Raw genomic sequence first — 22,611 nt, 5'->3', positions numbered from 1 at the left:
AGTGTTTGAAAGATAGTAGAAGAAACCAACCCTATGATTCAAACACTGGTAAAACCGAATTTTCAATTAACTTCTCAACAAAACAACGCCCTCCAACTCCTCGAACAATTTGTAGCAAGTTCTAAACGGGTATTCGGGCTATTTGGATATGCAGGTACGGGAAAATCAACCCTTGTCAACCTGGTAGCAGAACAATTAGTCAGCGCCGGAAAGAGAGTCGCTTTCACCGCTCCCACCAATAAAGCTGTAGGCGTATTGCGACGGATGGCTGCTGAAAAAGGACTGAGAGGAGTAGACTTTATGACCATCCACCAGCTATTGGGGTTAGCTCCAGTCAAACAGGGGCAAAATAAAATCCTCAAACAAGTTTCTCCTTCTTTCCTTCACCTGTACGACACCATTTTTCTCGATGAGTGCAGTATGGTTACAGCAGAACTGTGGAATATTATTCAAGAAAGAATTGCTAGCGCTTTACTCATCGGCAGCAATCGGCAGCTTATTGTTATGGGCGACCCCGCACAATTGCCTCCTGTTAATAAGGGCGAAATAGAAGAGAAAAAATCTCAATCCTTCAGCGTGCCTGAAAAAGCCGTTTTAACAGAGGTCGTCAGGCAAGGTGCGGGCAGCCCCCTGCTAGAATTCGTAACAGCTTGCCGCACGGCTGTCAAGAGCAAAGAGGCGTTCAAACCGTTCTCCAAATTCAGCCTTGATAAAAAAAACGGAGCCTTCTTAGTCAGAGAAAAAACGCTGCTGAAATACGCCTTAAAAAAGTTCTCTTCTACTTTCCCTCAAGACCCTGATTGCTTTCGCATCCTCTGCTACACTAACGAGCGCGTCGCCTACTGGAATAGCAAAATCAGAGCCAAAATCTACGGAAAAAATGCTCCCAGATTTATTATTGGAGAGAGGTTGATTGCTAAAGCTCCCGTTATTGCTCCCGACGGCAAAACCGTCATCCTGCCCACATCAGCAGAAGTGGAAATTGCCGAATTTCAAGAGGATAGGTACTCTGGCTATAAAGCCTGGAATCTCCAGGTTAAAACCGATGCAGGCGACCGACGCCAAATCTACATCCTCCACGAAAGTGACGCTTGCCGATTTCAACAGGACAATGCTAGGTTGCTGCAAAATGCTAAAAGCAATCCGAGCTTATGGAAGGCATGGTACGACCATTGTGAAATCTTTGCAGATATGAGAAATTGTTGGGCAATTACTGTACACAATTCTCAAGGCTCTACTTTCACGGAGGTGGGAATTGATAGCAGTGATATCGGCAGGAAAGTCGCTACTAAATTGCTGTATCTTGCTCAGGTTTGTCCGAGTCAAAAAGCTCAAATTTTCAAAGAATACCGCGACAGTATTCGAGCGCACAATCAACTTATGTACGTGAGTTGTAGCCGTGCGAAGCACCGGGTTTTTGTTACTAAGTGAACCCATTTTATATAGGGTGCGTCAGATTGAACGGTAAGGGGTTGAAATTTCTGGTTGATTATCTGACTCACCCTACTTTTTTTACTATGGCGGGAGACATTTGCAATATTTAGAGATTGCATTTGAATTCAGATTTTATCTAAAAATAGTCTCAATCTGAACTGCTAGCTGTACGGCTTTTGGCCACCCAACGTTCAAGTAAGATTCTAGTATTTGAATAAAGTCCGATTGCAGCTCATTTCCCTCTAATAAAATCTTTTTGTGGTCGGCTAAAATTCTACTAAGTATTTCAATAGTACGATCTGCTGCCAACCGTTCGTTGACAAGTCCTGCCGATGCGCTAGCTAATGTTGCTTTTCTGATCCAACAAAGGCTACGCTGAAGATCCAGGTCTATAAAATGCTCCAATCCCTCGATTAATTCAAACACGATACCTGGGTGAGGTATGGCAAGCAAGGCTTCAAGAATAGGCTCTACAGTCTGCCACCATGCGCTTATTTTTGCTTCTTTATCATCTGTTTGAGCGCTAGTCCATTGTTTAGCGTGTCCTTCGGCTGAAAAGTCAAATTCAGTTGCCACATCATAAAAAAAGTCAGAAACCTTTTTAACCCAGGGCGCTGGCTCGTTTGATCCATCAGAAGGTGCTCTATTTGTTACCTCTGCATAGTAGACTCGAAGTGCTTGGTTAGCTGCCTCTAACAGTTGCAAAAGGAAATCCTGAACTCGTTGGTGTTCTCCGACTGGAATAGGAGGTTCTTTTGGCGATCGCGGCAGAAGTTCGTGAACTGCATTCCGTTCAGCACCCTTTAATTCGTCAGCGTTGTCTGTAATAGAGTCAAGAGCATTTCTGAGAGCTTCACCTGCCCATGTTTCTCCTTCAAAAAACCACAAAGCAGTTAACAATGCACCGCAATGACTCCGAAGCTCCGCTGAATTACACAAGCGAGCAGCCGTTAGAAGTTTGTTAAAAAATTGTTCAGCACGAGCAGCATCACTGTTGCGGAGCCACCCATACCAAGATGGATGTAGAGTCTTACGGAGTACACCAATAGTTCCTGCACGGTTGGGAAGCTCGTTTAACCAACGATCCAAGGTTTCCCAGACGAATTCTGGCCACTTGTTGAGAAATTGCCAAATTTGTTCGCCCAGACAGGAACGTACTTGCGGATCTGGGTCATCCGCGAGACGGCGGAGTAAGTCTTTCCATTCAATCGGAAGCGAGTCTGTTTTAATCGCAAGGCATAAAAATCCCTCTACGGCAAATATAGGTGGTTTTTGCCAGACAGATGGATCGCGATCAAAGTCTTCTAAACTCTGTGGAGATGGAGAGACTGAAGGGGTCTCTATAATTATTTTTAATTGTTCAAAAAGATCTGATTCTGCTTGGTTGTTTAAGGGAGTTGACTCGGAAGCACGTTGATATAAATTTTTAGCCTCTTCTAGTTCTTGCAAAAATACATTATGATTACCAAATAAGTCAACTGGTAGCTGCTCGTTAGGGGTATATTCTGGATAACCGAATGAGTCAACTGGTAGCTGCTCAACAGGAGTATATTTAAGCTGATAGGTAGGTCTAGTATATAAATTTTCATTCCCCAGATATTTGCTTAAAAATTCTTGGGTTTCTGAACTCCGCTTTTCTTCGGGGATGCTACTCAAAATACGAGCTATTTTTGCTAATAAATAGTTATTGGCGTTTTCTGTTTGGCAATCAAGCGCTCTCTTTAATAGCAGCGATTCAATTTGGGAAAATTTTTCATCAGTTAATTCGGAAGAAAAAGCTTCGAGACAATTTTGGGCTAATTCTTGAGTTTCTAAACTCAGAAGTATTTCTGGGTTTAGTAATAGCGTCCAAATCCGCTGGGCGTAAAAGTCAGGAGCAGAAATAGCAGCAATTAACAACCTCCTCCAAACTGCTGCTAGAGCATTTTCAGCAATAACAACATCCAAAATAGGCTGCCATTTTTCATCGGGTTGGTCGGTTTTTGGTAACTCTGTCAGATATTTTGACCAACAACGTAACATTTTTACTTCATCATCTACCAACAAGCTGTTTTCTGCATCCCAAATATGGCTCCCATCGGTTTGCAAGCGTCCCTCATGACCCTTCAGAGTAATTGTCTCAATTAGCAGGTTATTTTCTTTCGGTTGCATTTTCTTGTATCTCAACTTGCTCATTATATTGTTAGCTATCTTCATCCATTAAAATTTGCTCTTCTAACCTTTTACGAGCTTTTGCTACAAGAGGGTGTTTAGCAAGCTGAAGATCCTCCTTTTCTTTTCGATTGTAAAAATGTTTGATAATTCGGATGAGCGCACGGGTTGCCTCTGTTGGGTGGTTTGACAAAAATTGAGGGAATTTTTCAGTAAGGATATGACGGGCTAAGTCATAGTCTTGTTGGCGAGTGCTTGTTAATGAAAAAATCTGACTAGGAGTCATAGCAGTTGAAGACTGGCTAGTTTCATTATAACCAAAAACAGCATCATATACCTCGCGTGCTAAAACCGGATCTGCTTTCCAAATATCTTCGATGTGGCTCACTATCTCATAAATTTGAATATAGCCCGCCCGTTGAAGCTCATCATAACTAATAATTTTACGAATTATATTAGATGAGGCAGAAATATCGGAAGAGATAGTTCGACATATGCACTCTATAGGAACTCTAAAAAAAGAGCTGGGTGGAACACCTTGACTCCAATAAAATTGTAAGAGAGCACTAGCTGCTTGATTGAGCAGTAGTTTAGCCGGTTCGGACAGAGTTTCTAAAGCATTAGATGCAGAAAAAAAAATTGGTTGATTAACGTTGATTAATTGGGAATTACCTGTTTGGATAAGATCGCGAGCCAACTCAATCCACCAGTCACCTGATGTTGATTTAAAGAGTCTAGGTAAAGAGGAATATTGGGCAGCAGTAATAACGCCCTGTATTATCTGCTTCCAGTGCTTGTTATCCGGATCATTCCGAATAGTACCATCTAGTAAGGGTTGCAAATCATCACGGCTGATAGCCTCTTCAGCTATTACTAAATATCCAGGTAGTTTTTGAAGAACTGAAACTGAATTGCGTTCCAAATCGAGTAGCGTCTCCCAAAAATAATCTCTTCCTTGGTTCCAAGTATAACGATGAAATAGCACGAGGCTTGGTCGCAGAAATAAGCCCCAAGTATCAGATCGAGTGAGTTCATTAGCTAAATTTTCGTGTCGCGATCGCACAAAAAGTCGTTCGGCCAGATAATCGAAAAGAAGGTGATGATTAAATTCAATACGTTTTAATTCAGGTAAACGACCAGGTAGTGAATGAGGGTGACGAATAAACTCTGTACTAAAAAGATCTCCATTTAGGTCCGTTGTCCATTTTTGCTTTGGAACAACTTGTAGAGTTTGTTGACTTACCATTTGCTCAATGAGAAGTTCTAAAGCTTCCGTTATTTCCTCGCGACGATCGTGTGATTCAACTCGTTGAATCCAATAACGCTCGAATAGTTCTGCTTGAGTAGAAATCCCAGAAAGTTGAACTGCTGATTCACCTTCTGCAATCAGTTTACATAAAAGATCGAGGCTAAACAAATTGCGGATAACTTCGCGAAGCTGAGGAATTTGATCTAAAACGGTTTGAATCTCTGGAAAATAACTGATTACTTCGCTTAACTCATTGTCATCTAAATCGGCAATAAAAAAATGATTTACTTTATTTAAATCTTTATGGCGGAACTCTAAGGATAGAGTTTCTTGCAGAGCAGGGAATTTTTCTCGTAGAGTACCGGAATGTTGCAGGTCAAAGTAACGAATAGAGGCAATTACTTTTATACCCCTGTGAAGAGCTAGTGAAAATAATTTTTGGTATGCGTTCATAGCACGAGTGTCACGCAAACCATCAAGCCCATCTACGATTAGAGTAGCTCCTGCGCCTGACGCTGCCTCAGCGAACAATCCCATCCAAGAATGTTGTAACTTTAGAGGAGTTTGTATTTCTGGTGCAGAATGATATGGCAAAGAGTCTGCCGCCCAATACCAAACTCGTTCGCCAGAATCTCGGAGTTGATTGGCTAGAGTTAGCAAACAGCCTGTCTTACCTGTTCCCGCTCCTCCTACAACTAAAAATGATTGTGTCTTTGCTGCTTCAAGCATTACCTCAACTACTGGTCGAGTAATTGGAAGTTGTTTTCCACCAATAATCAGTTTTGCTCTCCCCTGGCTTTCTTGATATTCTAATTCTGTAGCCGAATATTCCTGTAAGCGCTCGAAATCAAGACGATAATCGTGACTGTCTTGTAGAGTGACTCCTTCACCTTGTAACCTTTGTCGCAGTGCTAATCTGTCTTGTGAACCTCGTTCAGCCTGCAAATCATCAGCTAATGTCTTAAGGGACTGTATCACTTGAAGTATTTGAGCGGAGTTAGTTAATAAACCATACTGAAGTGCATCCACAACTCCAAAATAATCTGATTCGTTCTCTCCCAGACGAAGTTGCTTGATATAAGTATGTCGTAAGAGGACTTCTTTGCTATTAACTAAGTTTTGAAGCTCAGGATTGTTTTTTTTAGCATCCTCTGAATGTAAAGTTTGTAGTAAATTATCTAAGTCCTTAATATTTTCTTCATCCGTGTTATAAGCTGCATCGATTAAGGGACTTCCAGTGGGCAGTTGGCGATATCTTTTTAGAAATTTGCTTAATTTCTCTAGATTGCCATTAGTGTTTTCATAAAAGAGAACAAAACGTCGTTCTACTCCTGTAACCGGTGTTTTTTCCAATTCTTTATAGAATTGAATTAAAACAGATGCCCATTCACTGTTAGTCTTCGTAGACAAGCTCATGCTGGTTTTACATTGTCCATAAATTTTACCGTTACCAGTAAGTTCAACACGGAGATCGTCGATACTATCTTTTGTTTCACAGTAAATTCGCTCTGCTATTGAGGTAGCAGGAAGGTCAAATTCTTGTCCAATAACTGGAGTTTGAAGAAGGATACGAGCACAGTACCAGGCACTAACTCGGGCTTGGAAGCGTGCTCCGAGAGACATTGCTGACCCACCAGCAGTTGATTTTTTACTGGTCATTGGCTATTTCCTCCTTTTGCGGGGTTTTTCTTCGAGAACATTGCTTAAAAAATAGATATCTAAGGCATTGCCTAATAAATCAGTGGGGGGTTGATAGTTGGGGTCATTTGCCAATAATTCTGGATTAGGCGATCGCCGGCTCGATGTTACAGGTGGCGAAGCGAATATGCCCAGCATTTGGTATTTACCAAATAATTGATAAGTCTAACACAAAACAGGGTAAAATAGATTCACCGCTTAAAGTTACGGGGTTATCTAAACATTCTACTTCTGAGTTAGGATGAGAAATATAGGCTTGGCGATTTTTCCTATCAATCAACCATTAGTGTATTGTAAATCAATAAATCGTCGCTGAAAAGCCGCATCAAATACTTCCCCTCTCGCTCCTAATTTTTCATGAATTGTATGGACTTTATTGACAACGTGCGCTAAAATTTTCAACTTAGCATCATTTCACTGGGAAAGTGAAAAAAATCACATTCCGCGCCTGTCCGTGCCACTCTCAACTTCGTTTTTTTGGTCAAGGTGGGCGGGATTCCAAGGAATATCGTACTCAAATCTTATATCTAAAGTCTAGTGACAAGCTGAGTCGTGCAAGCTATTCTCTAGGCAGCTAACGCTGCCCCCGCTTAGCAGCTATTTTAACGCACAAAGATGCAGACCAAAACCCCCACCGATACAGCTAAAAGACGAAATAAAGAAAACGGTTCATCCAAAATAAAACCCAAGGCAAGTGTTACCTTAGAACGAACCAAACCTTTGGTCAAAGATGAGCAAAAAGTTGAAGAAAAATCCGAACACCAGTCCCCCGATAGCGATTCTCCCCAGCTTTTATCACCAGAAATTAAGCTAGTTTGCACCCAAGACAATTTAGCCAACCATCTCGAACTTGTTAGCAAAGCTGTCCCAGCAAAACCCACCCATCCAGTATTAGGAAATGTCCTCTTAGTCGCTTGCAAAAAAACACAGCGAGTCCAACTTACCGTCTTTGACATGAGATTGGCCATTCAAACATCCTTTGATGCCAACGTTCAATCTCCCGGCGACATGACCATTCCAGTCGGACTTCTCAGTGAGATTGTCGGGAAATTCTCGCCCGGAGATATCACTTTAGTCAGTCGCGAAGCCTTGAATCGCGAAGGTGAAGATAGCGAAGATAGCGGGAATAACATCACCTTGCCAGAGGCTGTTAGCAACAGTCCAGTTGCTACCCTAATTGCTGCTTGCGGTCGCTATCAAGTTCGAGGGATTTCGAGTGAAGAATTCCCTGCTATTCCTGAAGTAAAAACAGCGCAAACAATTTGCATCCCCGCTGAAACGTTGAAAGAAGGGCTGAAAGGGTCACTGTTTGCCACCGCTACCGATGAAGGCAAGCACATCCTGACAGGTGTTTACTTCAAAATCTGCCAAGATACCCTCGAATTTGCTGCCACAGACGGCCACCGTTTGGTTGTCCTCAATACTTCAATTCAAGGTTTTTCTAAGAAGAAACAAGCGGAAATTGCACAGCCTCTAGAGCTTACAGTCCCAGCTAAATCGCTCGCCGAACTGGAGCGAATTTTATCGAGCAGGACATCCGCTGACCCAGTAGAGCTTTCTTACAGCACTGAGAGCGCTCTGGTAGAATTCCGGTGGGGAGCGCAGCGCTTAGTAACGCGCTGTTTAGAAGGCACATACCCAGCTTATCCCGATTTATTGCAGCAGGATTTCCAACATCAGATAACGCTGGAAAAAGCACCTTTCATCAAAGCTATAGAGAGAATTGCTGTGCTGGCAGACAAGAAAGAAAAAACGCTCAGCATCCGCATTAATAGCGAAGCACAGCAAGTGTCACTGTCGCTTTTCAGAGAATTTGGAAACGGTTTGGAACAGATGGCAGCGCACGTTAACTCAGACAGCAATTTGTCAATTTCATTCAACATAAAATACCTGTTGGAAGGTGCAAAAGCGATCGCTAGTTCCCAACTCCAAATGCACCTCACTCAGCGCGACGGCCCCGCCATTTTAGTTCCTGCTGGCAACCGCTCCAAGCCCAACATCCTAATGGATGCCAAATACTTGTTAATGCCGATTTTCAAAGACTGATGTCTTTTGCAAAAAAGGCTCGCTTGGCAGAAGTAAAAATATTGAGTTTTTTACTTCTCTCTTCTTCTGAGTGCAAACTCCGCAAATATGACTCTAATTCTCAGCAAACAATTACACCTAACCATTCAATCATGTACGCAGCATTACCTCAAAAATACCGCCCTCGTAGCTTGTCTGAACTGGCCGGACAGGAGTACATCCAAAGGACACTTTCCAATGCGGTCAAAACTAATAAAATTGCTCCGGCTTACTTGTTCGCCGGCGAACGGGGAACGGGCAAAACTTCAACGGCCCGCATTTTAGCTAAATCTCTCAACTGCACCAGTGCAGACAAACCCACAGTAAAGCCGTGCGGCAAGTGCCAATCCTGCCGCTCGATTGAAAAAGGCAGCAGCTTAGACGTTGCTGAAATTGACGCGGCTTCCCACAACGGCGTGGATGACGCTCGCGCCCTGATCGAGCGATCGCACTTCGCACCAGTTATCAGCCGCTACCGAGTGTTTATTTTAGATGAAGTTCACTGCCTAAGTTCCCAAGCTTTTAACGCTCTTCTAAAATGTTTGGAAGAACCTCCGCATCATGTAGTGTTCATCTTGTGTACGACAGAGCAACACAAAGTGCTGCCAACAATTAACAGCCGCTGCCAAACGTTCCTGTTTCGATCGCTGCCAATCCCAGCCATTGTCAAACAGCTAACAATGGTAGCTGAGAAAGAGTCCATTGCAATTGCCGAAGCAGCTAAAATTGCGATCGCCCGCGCCGCGAATGGCGGGATGAGGGACGCCTTGCAGTTGCTCGACCAGTTGAGCTTATTAGGAGAGGAAATTACCAGTTCTCACGTATTGGAATTGTCGGGGCGGATACCGGATTCGGATTTAGTTGCAATTTTGAAATCGACCCGCACCGGCAACGCGCTGAAGCTGCTGCAACTGTCCCGCGAACTCATTGACAGCGGGAAAAGCCCTAAAATGCTGCTGGCGTCGCTGCTAGCCTGCTACCGGGACTTGTTGCTTGCAACGAGCGTGCCGGACTGTTCGCTGATGCTAGTTAGCGGCATTTCGCACTCGGCCCTGATGGAAATTGCCTCTGCTTGGGACTGCAATGCGATCGCTGCTGGCCTCGAACAGTTGCAGGCTTCGGAATGGCAGCTCAGCAAGAGCGCTCACCCAACGCTGTGGCTGGAACTCTGCTTGCTGGGATTGGCAAAGGTGCCACAATTAAAACCCCACGTCGCTCTTGGCGCTATTGCTAACCCCAGGCAGCCCGAGCGCACCCAGAAGCTGCCCACCTCCTCCAAGTTGCGATCGCCCCGTTCCAAAGAGCGAGCCATTTGGGAAAAAGTGCTCTCAGCAACTTCTGAGAAGAACCGCGCTTTACTCTGTGCTGCTTCCCTGGTAGCACTGACGGAAAAGAAAGCGGTGCTGGCTGTGCCCGCCCAATATCTGGACAAGTTCAACCGGAACGCGGCTAAGGTGCAGAAGATATTTCTGGCTGCAACGGGCGTCCGCTATCAAGTGTTGTTCGAGGAGAAGAACCCATGATTAGCTTGCTGATAGGGGATGACCTCCACGCGATTCACAAAAAGCTTTCTGCCTTTAAAAAGAACCTCGACCCTGCTTGGATTGGCTTCAATTATCACCGCTTTGATGCTTCGGCATTGAATGAGGCGGTTGACTGCGCCTTAACTCCCGCCTTGGGAACGGAAAAAGCAAAGTTAGTGGTGGTAGAAGGGTGTAATTTCAAACAGTTTAGTGAAGAGGCGCTGGAGGTTCTCCAGTTGCTCCCGCAGGTGCCGGAAAAGACGCACCTGGTTTTTGTAGCGCCTTCCATTGACAAACGCCTGAAGGTGGCCAAATTCCTGCTTTCTCAAGCTAAGCTGTTTGAGTTCGACCTTATTCCCCCCTGGCGAACGGATCTCATTGCCCGATCGATCCGAACTCAAGCTTTGGCAATAGGGCTGTCGCTGAACTCAAATGCTATTGATTACTTGGCGGTTGCGATCGGCAACAATCCGGCTCGCGCTGAATCAGAACTGCACAAGTTGGCGACTTACAGCAGTGGCGCTTCCCTCACTTTAAACTCTGTGCGATCGCTGGTTCCTTCAACCACTCAAAATAGCCTCCAGCTTGCCGAAGCGCTGAGGGAAAATAACTCTAAGAGAGCAGTTTGTTTGCTACTTGAACTTTTGGCAATAGGAACTTTCCCGCTGGCGATTTGTGCGACGCTGATTGCTCAATTTAGAACTTGGTTGTGGGTGAAAGCGGCGATAGTTGGAGGAGTTAAACAAGACGCTGAAATTGCCCGGATTTGTCAAATTGCTAACCCTAAGCGAGTGTACTTTCTGAAAAAAGAAGTAGCTGCTGCTTCTCTAACATCCCTTTCGTCTGCGGTGTCTCTGCTGCTTGACTTAGAGGGTTCGCTGAAGCTTGGGCGTAAAGGGGATTCCATGTTGCCTGCAATTCTGGCGATCGCCCAACTGTTTCCTTCTAAGAAAGCAAGGAAACGCGAAGTAGAAGCGAAGTAGAAGTGATGTAGGGGCGATGTAGAAGTGATGTAGGGGCGATATAGGGGCGAGCGCGAGTGTTCATTTCCCTCGTTTAACTAATGCAACAAGTTAAACGGGGATTTTTTTACCAAAACACCTTATAAAACTTATTAATTAAACTAAAGTCACTCCAATGTTAATGCTTGCTAATCAAAAAATAAAACCCTCACAGAGATGCCCGAAATGTGGAAAATACGTAAGGAATGGGCTAAAGTCTCCCACATACATTATGTTTGTAGTAATTGTTAATTTGAAATACAACGTGATAAAAGCTCTGTTATAATTAATTTTAATTATTTCTCCATTTTTAATCAGAAACGCTCTCATAATAATCAATAATTATTTAAAAAAATTCTAAGCATAATAGTCTTTTCTTATACCATAATGTAGCGCATTGCTAGTTTAAGAAATATGCTATTCTAAGAATGTAAAAGCAGCGAACCTTTTGACAGTGAAGGCGACCTGCCGATACAGCCCGCGCCGCCCCGACAGAAAATAACCCCAGCTTTCTGTTAGGAAACCTTATTGGTTTTAGCAGGCAAAGGTACAAAGCCCCAATCCCCAAATAAACAACCAGGGCTATCCAAATGAATAAAAATGAAACTGTGTCGCTCTCAGTCAGCGACGCGATTCAGCATATTGGTCTTGACCAACTCAAGCCTCACCCTCGCAATGAGGAAATTTACGGGTGCACCGAAAGTATTGCTGACCTGGTAGAGTTGATCCAACTCAAAGGCTACGTCCAACCGCTGACCGTCAAAACAGATGGCACGATCGTTAGCGGCCATCGGCGGTGGAGGGCGCTAGCAGCGCTGGGCTGGAAGTTTGTCCCAGTTATTGTCTGCCACTTCCAGACTGAAGATGACGAGCTCTTCGTCTTGGTGGCAGAAAACCGCCACCGCCACCAAAGTCCAGTACAGAGAATTCGGGAAGGAATTGTTGTGGAGCCTATAGCTAGAGAGCTGAGGAACAGACATGCTGCCAAGAAAGCTTGCCACCAAGCTGCTGACTCAGTAGAGCCGCCGTCGGACAACCAGCAACCGCTGATGGAAAATTTTCCATTGAACCCGATCGACTTAGGTCTGACTCCAAGGGAAATGGAACTGACGGAAAATATTGTGGCGGCTATAGTCGGCTTGGGGTGCGGCAGGAACTACAGGAAAGGGCGCATTGCCGTCAAAGCTGCCGACGAGCTCAAGAGAGAGCGCCCCGAATTGGCTGCAAAGTGGTTGGACATTATTAATGACCACAGCATAGATGTAGGGTATCAACTTGCGAAGATGCAGGAGGACAAGCGAGTAATGGCGTTGGCTGCGATCTCGTCGGGAGCAGCGAAAACCCCGAAACAAGCTAAAGCTCTGATTAAGGCTGCTTTGAGAAAATCCTCCGCCTCAAAAGAAACCGAGGGCCGCAGTAGTAGCGAGCCGGTTCAAGAAGGCGATTGCGGTGAAGAATGTAAAACTTGCACTCCTTGCGAACCAATTACGGGTGAGGGAGTCAAAACGCGCTTTGGTCCAGACAGCGCGGGGGCATGGGTTATTGTCAAAATCCCTTTTATTCCTAAAGAAAAAATAGCGGAAAGGAAGTGGAATGGATTTTGGGGCCGGATTGTGGAGGTTGGAGCGACTTTGAAAGTCGATATGGGCCAAGAGGTGGTGTCGCTCCTTCACTCAGATGTGGTGGCAATATGGAACCCAACGCCGAGTTTTTGCTCAATAGCTGAGCGAATTCTCAGGCTGCAAAGCTTCGGCACGGTGTACGAGTTTGGGAAAATCGTCTTGAACAGGATGCAGAGAAAAGTGGTTTGGGATGCAGCAGCGCTAGCTTATCTGGATGCTGTGGAACAGGTGGAATTGGCGCGGCGGGCGATCGAGCAGGCTTTGTAGTAAGGTTCCTTTTTACTGAAACTAACCGATGATCTGTTTGCCAATGAGTTTGAATGTGCGATCGCACAGCATTGAGTGCTGCTGCGTCGCAGTTTAACTCGTCGCTACCATAGCCGAGCAGTGCAACCTCTAACTGTTTGGCTCGTTTTTTCGCTTCCGGGTCTGACGCGGGTGAAACGCCTCTGAAACCTTGATAGGTCAATTGTTGAGGCTCCTTAACCTCGACAAGCATGATGACTACTTGAGAGGGTTATTAACAATGTTCCTGGGCAGCAATGGCGTAGTCGCAGGCATTGAGACATCACCCTTAAACTGAAGTTCCGTGTACTCGAAACCCTCTCAAGTGGCGATCACCCGTGAGTATTTTTCTTGAGGTCGCTCAACTCTTATTTATAAATATTTGATAACCAAAATGTTCATTATCAATAAATAGCATCCAGGCGACTAGCGTCGCGCCCTCTGGGTAGGCTGTAACTGTCTTACCCACCTATGCAATTAATCACCCTCACTGATTTAAGTTTTCTAGCCAATCCGACACAACTAACAGTTCCCATTGAATTGAAACAAGAGGGATTTCAACTAATAATGAAACAAACTTTATTGAAACTCCCCACTGAACCTCTGCTACTTGCGAATCCCAAAGTGGATAAGTGGATTATGGAAGTTAGTTTGCTATTTCCAGAGGTATTTGAATGGGAACCTCCTACATTCTTAGTCGATACTCAGTTTAGCGCTAAGCTTAATAAAGATGTATGCGTACAAATCAACGCCAATGCAGCTTTTCTTGAACGTCAATCCGTCCATTTAATTGAATGGGCAATCCGCCATCCTGCATTAAATTGGTCTGACCGAGTAAAATTGTGGACAGCAGCCGAATCTCTCTCGCTGCCGCCAGAAAATATCAAGCTGACCGTGTTAGCACTGCATCCCGCCCATCCGGGGACGAGGCGCGAACTCAGTTGGGACAGCCGGCAACACGTACAGACAAGAGATTGGCTTGCGTCCGCGCTGGCAGGACAGGCGAGATCGCCTGTTGTGGCTCGAAGAACATCACTGCCTGCGATCGCGCCCCTCACTCATTTCGACATTGAGGGAATTCCAGAGGTAGAGATTTAGGGGTACAGCCGAGATACGATACTGTTGGCTCCATATTTCTTAACATTCTTGGCGATCGCCAAGAGGCATCTGTTGGGTCATAAATAAGTTAAGGAGATCTAATCTTCTGCCTGTGACGACTCTGTAGAAGATGTCAGAAAAGCGAGCAATATTTTTACATCTAGATAAGTAGCTTTGCTTTTCTGGTTATGCCCTCGTAGTTTATTGAGTAGCTCGTCAGCCGAAGGAAATGGTTTGGGTAGTGAGTTTAAGTTGTTAACAGGTTTATCGGAGCGGGGATTAATCTTGTTAACAGGTTTCTCAAAAAGCCAAATAGGAGGAGAAAGTGGCTCACCACCTTCAGCTATATATTCTTGATAGCGTTCCACCACAGGATTAATTTGTTCAGCAAGGGGAACTGGGATACGTGCCAGCTTGGTGTCGTAGGGAGCTTTCTTACCTCTCCCGCCTTTGGGTTTGGGCATCAGAGTCGAAAAAGTCGTAAACAAGTTTATCATAAACTTGTTTACAGCTTATAAACCTGTAAACAGCTTTGTTCAGCAGCCCTGATGCCGATTTATACTTGTTAACTGGTTTGACATACCTGTAAACAGCTTTAATTAATCAGGGGCTAATTGGGCGAACGATGATTTACGTGTTTGAGCCAAAGGCTCTCCTCGCAGCCAGGCCGTCAAACGTACTACATTGATCGCAGCGGCGGTGATGATATGCTGCAATGTGGTCTTTTTAAGACCAATGTACCGACAACGGCGTAGTTCAAATGCCCGCACTGCCTGGGAGATAGTACCCTCAATTCCGGCCCGGTGGACATAAATCGCTTTGAACTCATCAGACGGATGATAGGCGCGGGCTTGCTGTAGAACCTGCCAATCTGATTGTGTCCTCCGTGTTAGCGAACGACCAGTTTTTAAGGAACGGGTGCATTGGTCTCGGACAGGACATACCAGACAATCTTTTTGGGCAAAAGCGATATAAATTGTAGAATTTCCATTGGTGTCATGGCTGGGCTTCCAACGTTGGCTGGTTTTTCCGATTGGACAGTACACCACTTTCTTGTCCCAATCAATATTAAAGTTGTTAGTATCGAAGCCTTGTTCAGCAAGAGCCTGCCAATGATGATTATTAGGCACTGGTCCAAACAGTTCAACCTCATACTTCTGCTGGGCACTAACCATCAGAGATACGCTGGTATAACCCGCATTAACCAGATGTTGTTGAGGTAAGAGTTCTTTGTTTTGTAGAGCTTGGTGGATGATGGGTGTGGCGAGTTGGTCTCCTACAGGAGCATCAGTTGTTTCCACATGGGTGATCAACCGAGGTGAATTTTCATCACAGCTCTCACTCAGATGAACCTTATATCCCGTCCAGTGCGTAGTTCTCTTAGTCCCGTAACGGGCTTCCATGTCATAAGGTGAGCGAATCTGCTGCACACAAGGAGGACGATCTTCTTGTGAACGTAGACGGACTGTGGACTCCGGTGCATAAAACTGTTGTAGCCATAGTTGGCGCAAGGTCTGTACCTCGGATAACTGCCTCAATCGGGGCGGTGCCTTGCTACTATATATAGCTTCCATTAACTTGAAGCCATCAGCCCCCACTAGAGATGCGAATTCTTCCCGTTCCATCGGCTTTCTCGGCAGATGAGATTCCTCAACGCGCTTAGAGTAACGCTCGTACCATGAAGGGGAGGCTAAATTGGTTAACCAGGTTGGGGCAACTTTAGCTACAGCATTAAGAGCGTAGCGTAGGGTTTCAGTGATACATTCTAAACGCCCCAAATCTCGGATAGCGGCTACTATATTTGTCGAATCAGTGCGTTGACGACCACGAGGTTTTAATAAGCTCAGTTCCTGACATTTACACAGTAATTTATTTAGTATAATCTCTTGAGCACTACCATCAATTAGACGCTGGCGGAACTCGCACAACACGCTCGAAGTCAAAGCCTGGGTCAGTTAATTCTAGAGATAGTGCATATTTCCAATCAATTCGACTCCGCACCGCTTCTGCGGCTTGACGGTCAGATAGACCTGCGACAAATTGCATGATAGTTACCAGAGCTAGTCGCCACGGAGATAAGCCAGGTTGACCTCTGTCGGGAAAGAGTTCAGCAAAATCCCCATCGGTGAAGATAGTACCCAAGGCGTCGCGCATGAGCATGAAGGTGTTGCCTTTAGGGAAGGCTGCTTGGGCAACGCGAATGGTGAGTTCTGGAATTGGTGTAATGAGAGTGGGTTTAGGTAACATAGCCCGAGCCTGTTTATAGAGCGCATAACTTAATTTATGACCAAACAGATACCTCTTGCGATCGCCAAGAATGTTAAGAAATATTTCGCCAACGGTATCGTATCTCGGCTATACCCCTCATGCACGGTTTCGGAAGAGAGGGGTGGAGTGGTAACACTCCCCTCGACTCTACCTCTCGGCTATACCCGGGGTTGTCGGTTCCTGGATCTTCCTCTAGATGAATAATAATACTGATGCCAGAATTCCAAGCTATTTTAACCGTTTATCTTGCACCTGAACACACTTGTTTGCTCAGATCATCCATCCGGTCTTATCTTTTCACGCTTATTCAGCAAATTCTATTTAGATACTGCTTAAAAGCAGATAGAAAAAGTAAAATCTCTTCTGTGCTTTGCTTTTGTTTCCCAACAGATCAATTAGATATAACGATCACTAGAATTCTTAAAACCATTGTAGAAACATGAGTCTCCAGTTTTCGTATTTACACAAAAATTAAACTCTTTCTATTTATTCTATTTTTTGGGTGAGATATTGAAAATCATTTGTGTTGCTGATTCATCATCATATGATCTTTTATCAAAATAACCATATTTGGCGACAATGTAGAAGCCATATGTAGCTATTATATCTTCAATTTGATCGGGATAATAGTATTTCATTCTTAACTTGTCAGACACCATTCGTTTAATCCTTTCATCTTCATATTCATAATAAAATAAATCACTATAAATTATTTGTGATTTTGTATTAATCTTTCTATTTATACTTTTCCTTTCTATCTTTTTTGTTCCATCATCATTATAAATAATAAAGTCCGTTCTTTCTTTCTTAGTAACCCATGTTTGAGTTAGAAACTCTGAAGGTTTAAAGCAACTAAAAACAAAAGATCCCCCCAAAGTAAGGTGTTTCCTTACTGATTGAAAACAACCTGAAATTTCTTTAATGTTGCACAAACCCTGAAAAGTCGAATAGGGTAAAATTATTAATTCAAATTTTTTATCTATTGAGAAGCTGCTCATTTGGGATTTTATAATAAAAAGCCTATCCTTAAAAACTTTTTCCAAGCTACTTATTTTCTCTTCAAGTACATCAAGCATTGGTAAAGAATCATCTAAACCATAAATTGTCTTTCCAGTTTTTAATATAGGAATAGTAATTCTTCCTGTTCCACACCCAAGTTCAAGAATCAAACCAGTCGTTTCTCTTGCTAATTCTACATAAAAAGGAATATCATCTTGCACTTTAGATCTATTATCAAAATCATAAAGACTAGCTCCTTCTATGTATCTATTATATCTCTCATAAGAACTGTTATTTTGCATTGTAAAATTTAACTCCAAACAATGTTTATAAGTTTGTCTTAAACAAAAACTACTCTTTTAATCTTAACATCTTTTAATTTTGCTGTTAGATTTTTATCATTATTAATTTTCCATACCTTCACTTTCAGAAATCCCCAAAGATGATAACGCTCGTTCCTTCCACTATTCCTGTGATGTTGCATGAAAAATATTACCTAAAAATTGTCAAACTCAACAACCTAGATTTAGACAATCTGATAAAAATTAATCACTAGTAAACTCTACCTAACAAGCAAAGCTTTTAATCTTATCTACTCTACTGCTTGCGAAGCACCCAATACTGGGTATTAGCAAAAATACGCCAATCTCTTAAATGGAAAAGCTTTAATTGCCATTTGAAGAATCTCTTAAAGGGACTTTCTAAATAACAAGAATTAGCTCCAACAAAACCTTTATCTAATACAATAGCTCCTGGTACTTGGGTAAATATTGCTTGCATATCACGCTGAGAATATTCCATAAAGTGAATATCCCATTCAGGGTTAAGTTGTTGTAAATCTGAGCTTAACTTTGGAACCATTGCAAATTTAAGCGTTCCCCATTGATAAGTTTTCCCACTAATAAGCGTTAAAGCATTTGCAATATTAGCCGGATTTGGAACACTAAAAAGGAGCACTCCCCCTGATCTTAGCTTTTTCCATCCTTCCAAAAGAAAACCTAATGGATGATTTAGTAAATGCTCAAAAGTTTCCATACACACTAAGCAATCTATACTTTCGTCTTGAACAAAATCTAAAAAATTTGGCTTGTTAAAATCTACATAATTTGAAATTGATCCACCCTCCACATTTGCTAGGTAAGAGTTTTTCTGTGTTACAAAATAATCTACGCCAATTAATTCTTTGAAGCCAAATGTTGAGCAAATAAAAAGAAATTTCCCATTCCCACAACCCAGATCAAGAATTCTTAACTTTTGACCTTGATGAAACCTCATCAATTTTCTGAATAGATTCATTAATCGAGGTCTAGCCCTATACAAAGATATCAATTCCCGATAATGTTTATCTTCTTTAGTCTCCACCAAATCTACTAATTTAAGAATTTGATCATACGCCTGCTCTGCTCTTATTTCGTCTTGGCTATGTTTCATTCTCATTCCTTTAAAACTTAACCTTTTAAGGATTTTGCTGGACTAGGGTAAAAGGAGACAAAGCGAAGAAGGAGCAGAAAGGGCATTGGTAATTGCCTCAAAAGCTGAGATTCCTTGCAGTCTGACAGTATTGACAATTTTAACTGCAAACAAAATTTATAAGTCTGTCTTGGACAAAAATCACTTTTTTAACCTTAACATCTTTTAATTTTGCTGCTAGATTTTTATCATTATTTATTTTTTCCATAACTTCACTTTCAGAAATCCCCAAATCAGCCAGAAAGCTCCCTTTCTTTTTCCCATTTATCTGAAATATTAATTCAAATGTATTTTTCTCAATTAAGGCATCATCATATTGCGGCCAATTTGATAAGTGTATCGAATTTAACTGACCAAATTCCGTCCACAACTCCTCCGTTAAGAATGGTGCAAAAGGGGCTAATATTTGCAAGAATTCAAGATATTGTTTTTTGGAAATACCATTTCTTTCAGCAATTGTAACAAATTTCATAAGTCTAGGTATTGCTGTGTTAAACTTAAAAACCTCAATATCCTCAGAAACTTCCTTTATTGTTTGATGCAGAATTTTTTTAACTTCAATATTTTCAGAAGTCGAAATCTGTGATTGTAGTCGCCAAACTTTTTGCAAAAATCTTTTTGTGCCAAGTGGTCCATTTTTATTCCATTTAACTGGTTTTTCAAATGGTCCAATAAACATCTCATACAGCCTAAAAGCATCAGCCCCAAATTCATCAATTACATCGTCAGGCTTAATAGCAGTATTTTTCCTCTTTGAAAATTTACTCCCATCAGTATCAAGAATATAACCAAGAAATTCAAGTCTTGGGAATGGTTCAGAATTAGCAACCAGATTTGCGTCATAAAGCACTTTATGCCAAAATCTAGCATAAATCAAATGAGCCGTAGCATGATCAGCACCTGAATATACATTAATCGGACACCATTCTCTTTCCTTATCCTTATTGAAGGGCGAATTTAGATTTTTATTATCCAAAAATCTTAGGTAATACCAAGATGATCCTGCCCATTGTGGCATAGTATTGGTCTCACGCTTAGCGTAAAACACTGTTTTGTTATCAATATTTAAATAGTTTGACACCTCTCCTGTCTCTACATTTATAGCCGTATTTACCCATTCAGGGATTCTGGATAATGGACCTTCACCTGTTCCTTTTTGTTCGTAAGATTCAACTTCTGGTAGTTGGACTGAATCTAAATATTGAGGCATTACTGGCAGGGCAAACCATTCCTTGTCGTCTTTATCAATATACGATACTTTAGATTTTGGAAGCCATTCCTTCATTGGACTTTTTAAAGCCATATTATATGCTTCAATATCGCTTATCCAAACTATTGGAAAAGGTTCTCCCCAAAATCTTTGTCTGGAAAATACCCAATCTCTTATTTTAAATTTTTTTACTTTTTCGGAATTTACTTTTTCAGAAATTTTTAAAGCGCCTTCCTCAATTGATAATCCTGAAAATCCGTTAGAATTAATTAAACGGTCTTTTTCATCAATAACCTTAATAGACGGAATATGAAATTTACAAGCGAATTCATAGTCTCTTTCATCATGAGCAGGCACACCCATAATTGCCCCTGTACCGTAAGAAGAAGAGACATAATCTGATACCCAAATATCTACTCTTTCACTGTTTATCGGATTTATGCAATATAGACCTTCAATTTTGACTCCTGTTTTCTCTGTGGATTTTTTTTTGTCTAGATCAGTTTTAAGCTTTGAAAGTTCAACGTATTCTTTTACCTCAGAAAGATTTTTGATTTTATCTTTCATTTGATTTAGGATTTCATGTTCAGGAGAAACCCCTATATATGAAACACCAAATAAAGTATCTATTCGTGTCGTGAAAACCTTTAACGAATGTGATTGATTTTCTATCTCAAATTCAACTTCGTGTCCTATACTTCTACCAATCCAATTCTTTTGAGCATTTTTAATGTATTCTGGCCATTGTTTTAGCTGTTCTAGATCGTCAACTAATCTATCAGCATACTCTGTTATGCCTAAGACCCATTGTCTCATGGGTTTTTGGATTACGGGAAAGTCACCTCGCTCACTTTTCCCATCTACAATATCCTCGTTTGCTAAAACTGTTCCAAGACCTTCACACCAATTAACCGTAACTTCTTTGTTGTAAGCAAGTCCCACCTTGAAAAACTCCAAAAAAAGCCTTTGGGTTTGCTTATAAAATTCTGGATCGGCTGTTGAAATTTCTCTTGACCAATCATAATCAGGACCAATTAATTTTAATTGTTCTTTAAATCGATTAATATTCCTTTCTACAACTATTGTTGGATGTACTTTTTCTTTAATTGCAGTTTCTTCTGCTGGTAGTCCAAAAGCATCCCACCCCATTGGGTGAAGTACATTAAAACCCTGCATCCTTTTAAAGCGACTGTACACATCTGTCCCTACATATCCTCTTGGATGTCCAACATGCATTGAGCTTCCTGAAGGATATGGAAACATATCAAGGACATAACATTTTGGTTTTAAAGAATCCTCATTTAATGAGTATGTTTTATTTTTTTCCCAGTATGTCTTCCACTTCTCTTCTATTTCCTTGTGATTATACATTTTCATAAAATTAACTAATTTAATAAGGGTTTCAAAAAATATTACTACGATGTCGCTTTAATTATGTGCACTACTTAAGTATACCTAATTATTTGTTTTCTAGCAACTCATATTTACTCAATCAAATTCGTTCAACTTTAAAAGCCCAATCCTTTTCTTAAGTATTTCTGTTGTACAACAAATTTGGTTTGCAATATTTTGTGAACCAATATATAATATCTCTAAAAGTTCTTTATTTGTCTTACTTTCTTTTCTAAAAATGCTTAAATGTTCAATCAAACAGTTTTCTATAACTTCTTTATCGTAAGAAAGTTTAACTTCATTGTCAAAAGACTTTAAAATATACCCAATTTGTTTCCAAAATTTTTCAGACTTAGATTCCTTAAGGTAATTTCTTAGATTTTGTTCAGAATCAGATATAAAAAGTCCATTACCTTGTGTCATAAATTCTCCGAATGAATCTAAAATATATGGAAACTTTGAGGGCATAAATTCTGTCTTATTAACACTGAAATGAGTATCATCATTGATATTGCTTAAAACATGCCTTATGTGATCTATATAACCTTCCACATCATGTCCACCCATAAATATATCTATGTTTAGACCAATAGTATAACTAACGGGTCCATACAAACTATAACTTTTTTCTAGTAAAGTTGGTCTGGGTTGTAAGCCAAGAAATACACGGTCACTTTCTTTTAAATGACCAAAGAAAGTTTTTGGATATTTACTATCCAAAAAATCTGAATCAACAAAACCAAGAATCAATGCAAAAATTTCTGATAATTCTTTTAAGAAAAATGTAGATAAGCCAAATGTAACTTTGTTGGTATCTACTCCAGCTTTAATAAATTCATTTAAAACAAAAAGACTCCTTTGTAAAACTTTGTCTTTTTCTAGTGGATAGTTAATAATATCCATCCAGTCATCTAAGATTACACAACAATTATATTCATCTTGGAGTTCAACAAGGTCAATCATACTTCCAAAATATTGACCAAGATGTCTTCCTCCTGTAACTGGATTATGACCTAAAAGAAGTCTTTTCTTCATTTTTCGCCTCAATTTTTTTTATTTACTACGACTATATTTTCATCAAGTCTGCCAGATTCCCTGAGAAATTCTTCAGAAATTTCAATCGGTCTTTCAAGGAAAGGACTGACTT

Annotated in this window: 14 protein-coding genes and 1 pseudogene; 6 read left to right on the top strand and 9 right to left on the bottom strand. The window is 41.6% G+C overall.

Annotated features, from left to right (window positions below; all coding sequences use genetic code 11):
• Positions 1-33: 33 nt before the first annotated feature.
• Positions 34-1,431: an ATP-dependent DNA helicase gene (locus JGK14_RS01015; protein WP_325314621.1), complete on the top strand. Its 1,398-nt coding sequence runs from the start codon at positions 34-36 to the stop codon at positions 1,429-1,431.
• Between the two features lie 135 nt (positions 1,432-1,566).
• Here the strand turns inward: JGK14_RS01015 and JGK14_RS01010 are convergent, their stop codons facing one another.
• From JGK14_RS01010 to JGK14_RS01000, 3 genes are read right to left on the bottom strand one after another with little or no spacing between them, the layout of a single operon-like run.
• A complete protein-coding gene (locus JGK14_RS01010; RefSeq protein WP_325314620.1) occupies positions 1,567-3,585 on the bottom strand; it encodes a hypothetical protein in 2,019 nt (672 codons plus the stop codon).
• A 31-nt stretch (positions 3,586-3,616) separates the two neighbouring features.
• Positions 3,617-6,493: a hypothetical protein gene (locus JGK14_RS01005; protein WP_325314619.1), complete on the bottom strand. Its 2,877-nt coding sequence runs from the start codon at positions 6,491-6,493 to the stop codon at positions 3,617-3,619.
• 3 nt (positions 6,494-6,496) lie between these two features.
• The gene (locus JGK14_RS01000; protein WP_325314618.1) at positions 6,497-6,670 is read right to left on the bottom strand and encodes a hypothetical protein; all 174 of its coding nucleotides are present in this window, start codon (positions 6,668-6,670) and stop codon (positions 6,497-6,499) included.
• A gap of 477 nt (positions 6,671-7,147) precedes the next feature.
• On the opposite strand from JGK14_RS01000, the gene dnaN reads away from it, so the two are divergent.
• The 5 genes from dnaN (at position 7,148) to JGK14_RS00970 (ending at position 14,125) form a co-directional block, all read left to right on the top strand.
• Positions 7,148-8,578, top strand: a complete 1,431-nt coding sequence (gene dnaN / locus JGK14_RS00990; protein ID WP_325314617.1) for a DNA polymerase III subunit beta — start codon at positions 7,148-7,150, stop codon at positions 8,576-8,578.
• Positions 8,578-10,119 carry a DNA polymerase III subunit gamma/tau gene (dnaX, locus tag JGK14_RS00985; RefSeq protein WP_325314616.1) on the top strand — a complete coding sequence of 514 codons (1,542 nt, stop codon included), beginning with the start codon at positions 8,578-8,580 and terminating at the stop codon, positions 10,117-10,119. The genes dnaN and dnaX overlap by 1 nt, the downstream gene beginning before the upstream one ends.
• On the top strand, positions 10,116-11,102 hold the full coding sequence (holA, locus tag JGK14_RS00980; protein ID WP_325314615.1) for a DNA polymerase III subunit delta: 987 nt from the start codon (positions 10,116-10,118) through the stop codon (positions 11,100-11,102). Before dnaX ends, holA begins: the two co-directional genes overlap by 4 nt.
• 608 nt (positions 11,103-11,710) lie before the next feature.
• A complete protein-coding gene (locus JGK14_RS00975) occupies positions 11,711-13,009 on the top strand; it encodes a ParB/RepB/Spo0J family partition protein (RefSeq protein WP_325314614.1) in 1,299 nt (432 codons plus the stop codon).
• 489 nt (positions 13,010-13,498) lie between these two features.
• On the top strand, positions 13,499-14,125 hold the full coding sequence (locus JGK14_RS00970; RefSeq protein ID WP_325314613.1) for a hypothetical protein: 627 nt from the start codon (positions 13,499-13,501) through the stop codon (positions 14,123-14,125).
• 98 nt (positions 14,126-14,223) lie between these two features.
• Here the strand turns inward: JGK14_RS00970 and JGK14_RS00965 are convergent, their stop codons facing one another.
• The 6 genes and pseudogenes from JGK14_RS00965 to JGK14_RS00940 all read right to left on the bottom strand — a co-directional run bounded on the left by JGK14_RS00965 (position 14,224) and on the right by JGK14_RS00940 (position 22,499).
• Complete coding sequence (locus tag JGK14_RS00965; RefSeq protein ID WP_325314612.1) at positions 14,224-14,622, bottom strand: hypothetical protein; 399 nt, start codon at positions 14,620-14,622, stop codon at positions 14,224-14,226.
• 102 nt (positions 14,623-14,724) lie between these two features.
• A pseudogene (locus JGK14_RS00960) lies at positions 14,725-16,372 on the bottom strand (IS1182 family transposase).
• Positions 16,373-16,884: 512 nt separating this feature from the next.
• Positions 16,885-17,694 carry a class I SAM-dependent methyltransferase gene (locus JGK14_RS00955; protein WP_325314611.1) on the bottom strand — a complete coding sequence of 270 codons (810 nt, stop codon included), beginning with the start codon at positions 17,692-17,694 and terminating at the stop codon, positions 16,885-16,887.
• Positions 17,695-17,989: 295 nt separating this feature from the next.
• Positions 17,990-18,823, bottom strand: coding sequence for a class I SAM-dependent methyltransferase (locus tag JGK14_RS00950; RefSeq protein WP_325314610.1), 834 nt, complete (start codon positions 18,821-18,823; stop codon positions 17,990-17,992).
• Between the two features lie 139 nt (positions 18,824-18,962).
• On the bottom strand, positions 18,963-21,449 hold the full coding sequence (gene leuS, locus JGK14_RS00945; protein WP_325314609.1) for a leucine--tRNA ligase: 2,487 nt from the start codon (positions 21,447-21,449) through the stop codon (positions 18,963-18,965).
• Positions 21,450-21,560: 111 nt separating this feature from the next.
• On the bottom strand, positions 21,561-22,499 hold the full coding sequence (locus tag JGK14_RS00940; protein WP_325314608.1) for a hypothetical protein: 939 nt from the start codon (positions 22,497-22,499) through the stop codon (positions 21,561-21,563).
• Positions 22,500-22,611 lie beyond the last annotated feature (112 nt).

The organism is Microcoleus sp. PH2017_28_MFU_U_A (assembly GCF_020738035.1).
In the GTDB taxonomy this organism is placed as follows: Bacteria; Cyanobacteriota; Cyanobacteriia; order Cyanobacteriales; family Microcoleaceae; genus Microcoleus.
The sequence above is the reverse complement of the archived record's forward strand: the minus strand, read 5'-3'. Positions and strand labels throughout refer to the sequence as shown.

Coding starts and splice junctions, on each gene's coding strand:
- JGK14_RS00975 (WP_325314614.1), top strand. CDS start 11,711: ATGAATAAAAATGAAACTGTGTCGCTCTCAGTCAGCGACGCGATTCAG.
- JGK14_RS00965 (WP_325314612.1), bottom strand. CDS start 14,622: ATGATAAACTTGTTTACGACTTTTTCGACTCTGATGCCCAAACCCAAA.
- holA (WP_325314615.1), top strand. CDS start 10,116: ATGATTAGCTTGCTGATAGGGGATGACCTCCACGCGATTCACAAAAAG.
- JGK14_RS01010 (WP_325314620.1), bottom strand. CDS start 3,585: ATGCAACCGAAAGAAAATAACCTGCTAATTGAGACAATTACTCTGAAG.
- JGK14_RS00970 (WP_325314613.1), top strand. CDS start 13,499: ATGCAATTAATCACCCTCACTGATTTAAGTTTTCTAGCCAATCCGACA.
- dnaN (WP_325314617.1), top strand. CDS start 7,148: ATGCAGACCAAAACCCCCACCGATACAGCTAAAAGACGAAATAAAGAA.
- JGK14_RS00950 (WP_325314610.1), bottom strand. CDS start 18,823: ATGAAACATAGCCAAGACGAAATAAGAGCAGAGCAGGCGTATGATCAA.
- JGK14_RS01015 (WP_325314621.1), top strand. CDS start 34: ATGATTCAAACACTGGTAAAACCGAATTTTCAATTAACTTCTCAACAA.
- leuS (WP_325314609.1), bottom strand. CDS start 21,449: ATGAAAATGTATAATCACAAGGAAATAGAAGAGAAGTGGAAGACATAC.
- dnaX (WP_325314616.1), top strand. CDS start 8,578: ATGTCTTTTGCAAAAAAGGCTCGCTTGGCAGAAGTAAAAATATTGAGT.
- JGK14_RS00955 (WP_325314611.1), bottom strand. CDS start 17,694: ATGCAAAATAACAGTTCTTATGAGAGATATAATAGATACATAGAAGGA.
- JGK14_RS01000 (WP_325314618.1), bottom strand. CDS start 6,670: ATGCTGGGCATATTCGCTTCGCCACCTGTAACATCGAGCCGGCGATCG.
- JGK14_RS01005 (WP_325314619.1), bottom strand. CDS start 6,493: ATGACCAGTAAAAAATCAACTGCTGGTGGGTCAGCAATGTCTCTCGGA.
- JGK14_RS00940 (WP_325314608.1), bottom strand. CDS start 22,499: ATGAAGAAAAGACTTCTTTTAGGTCATAATCCAGTTACAGGAGGAAGA.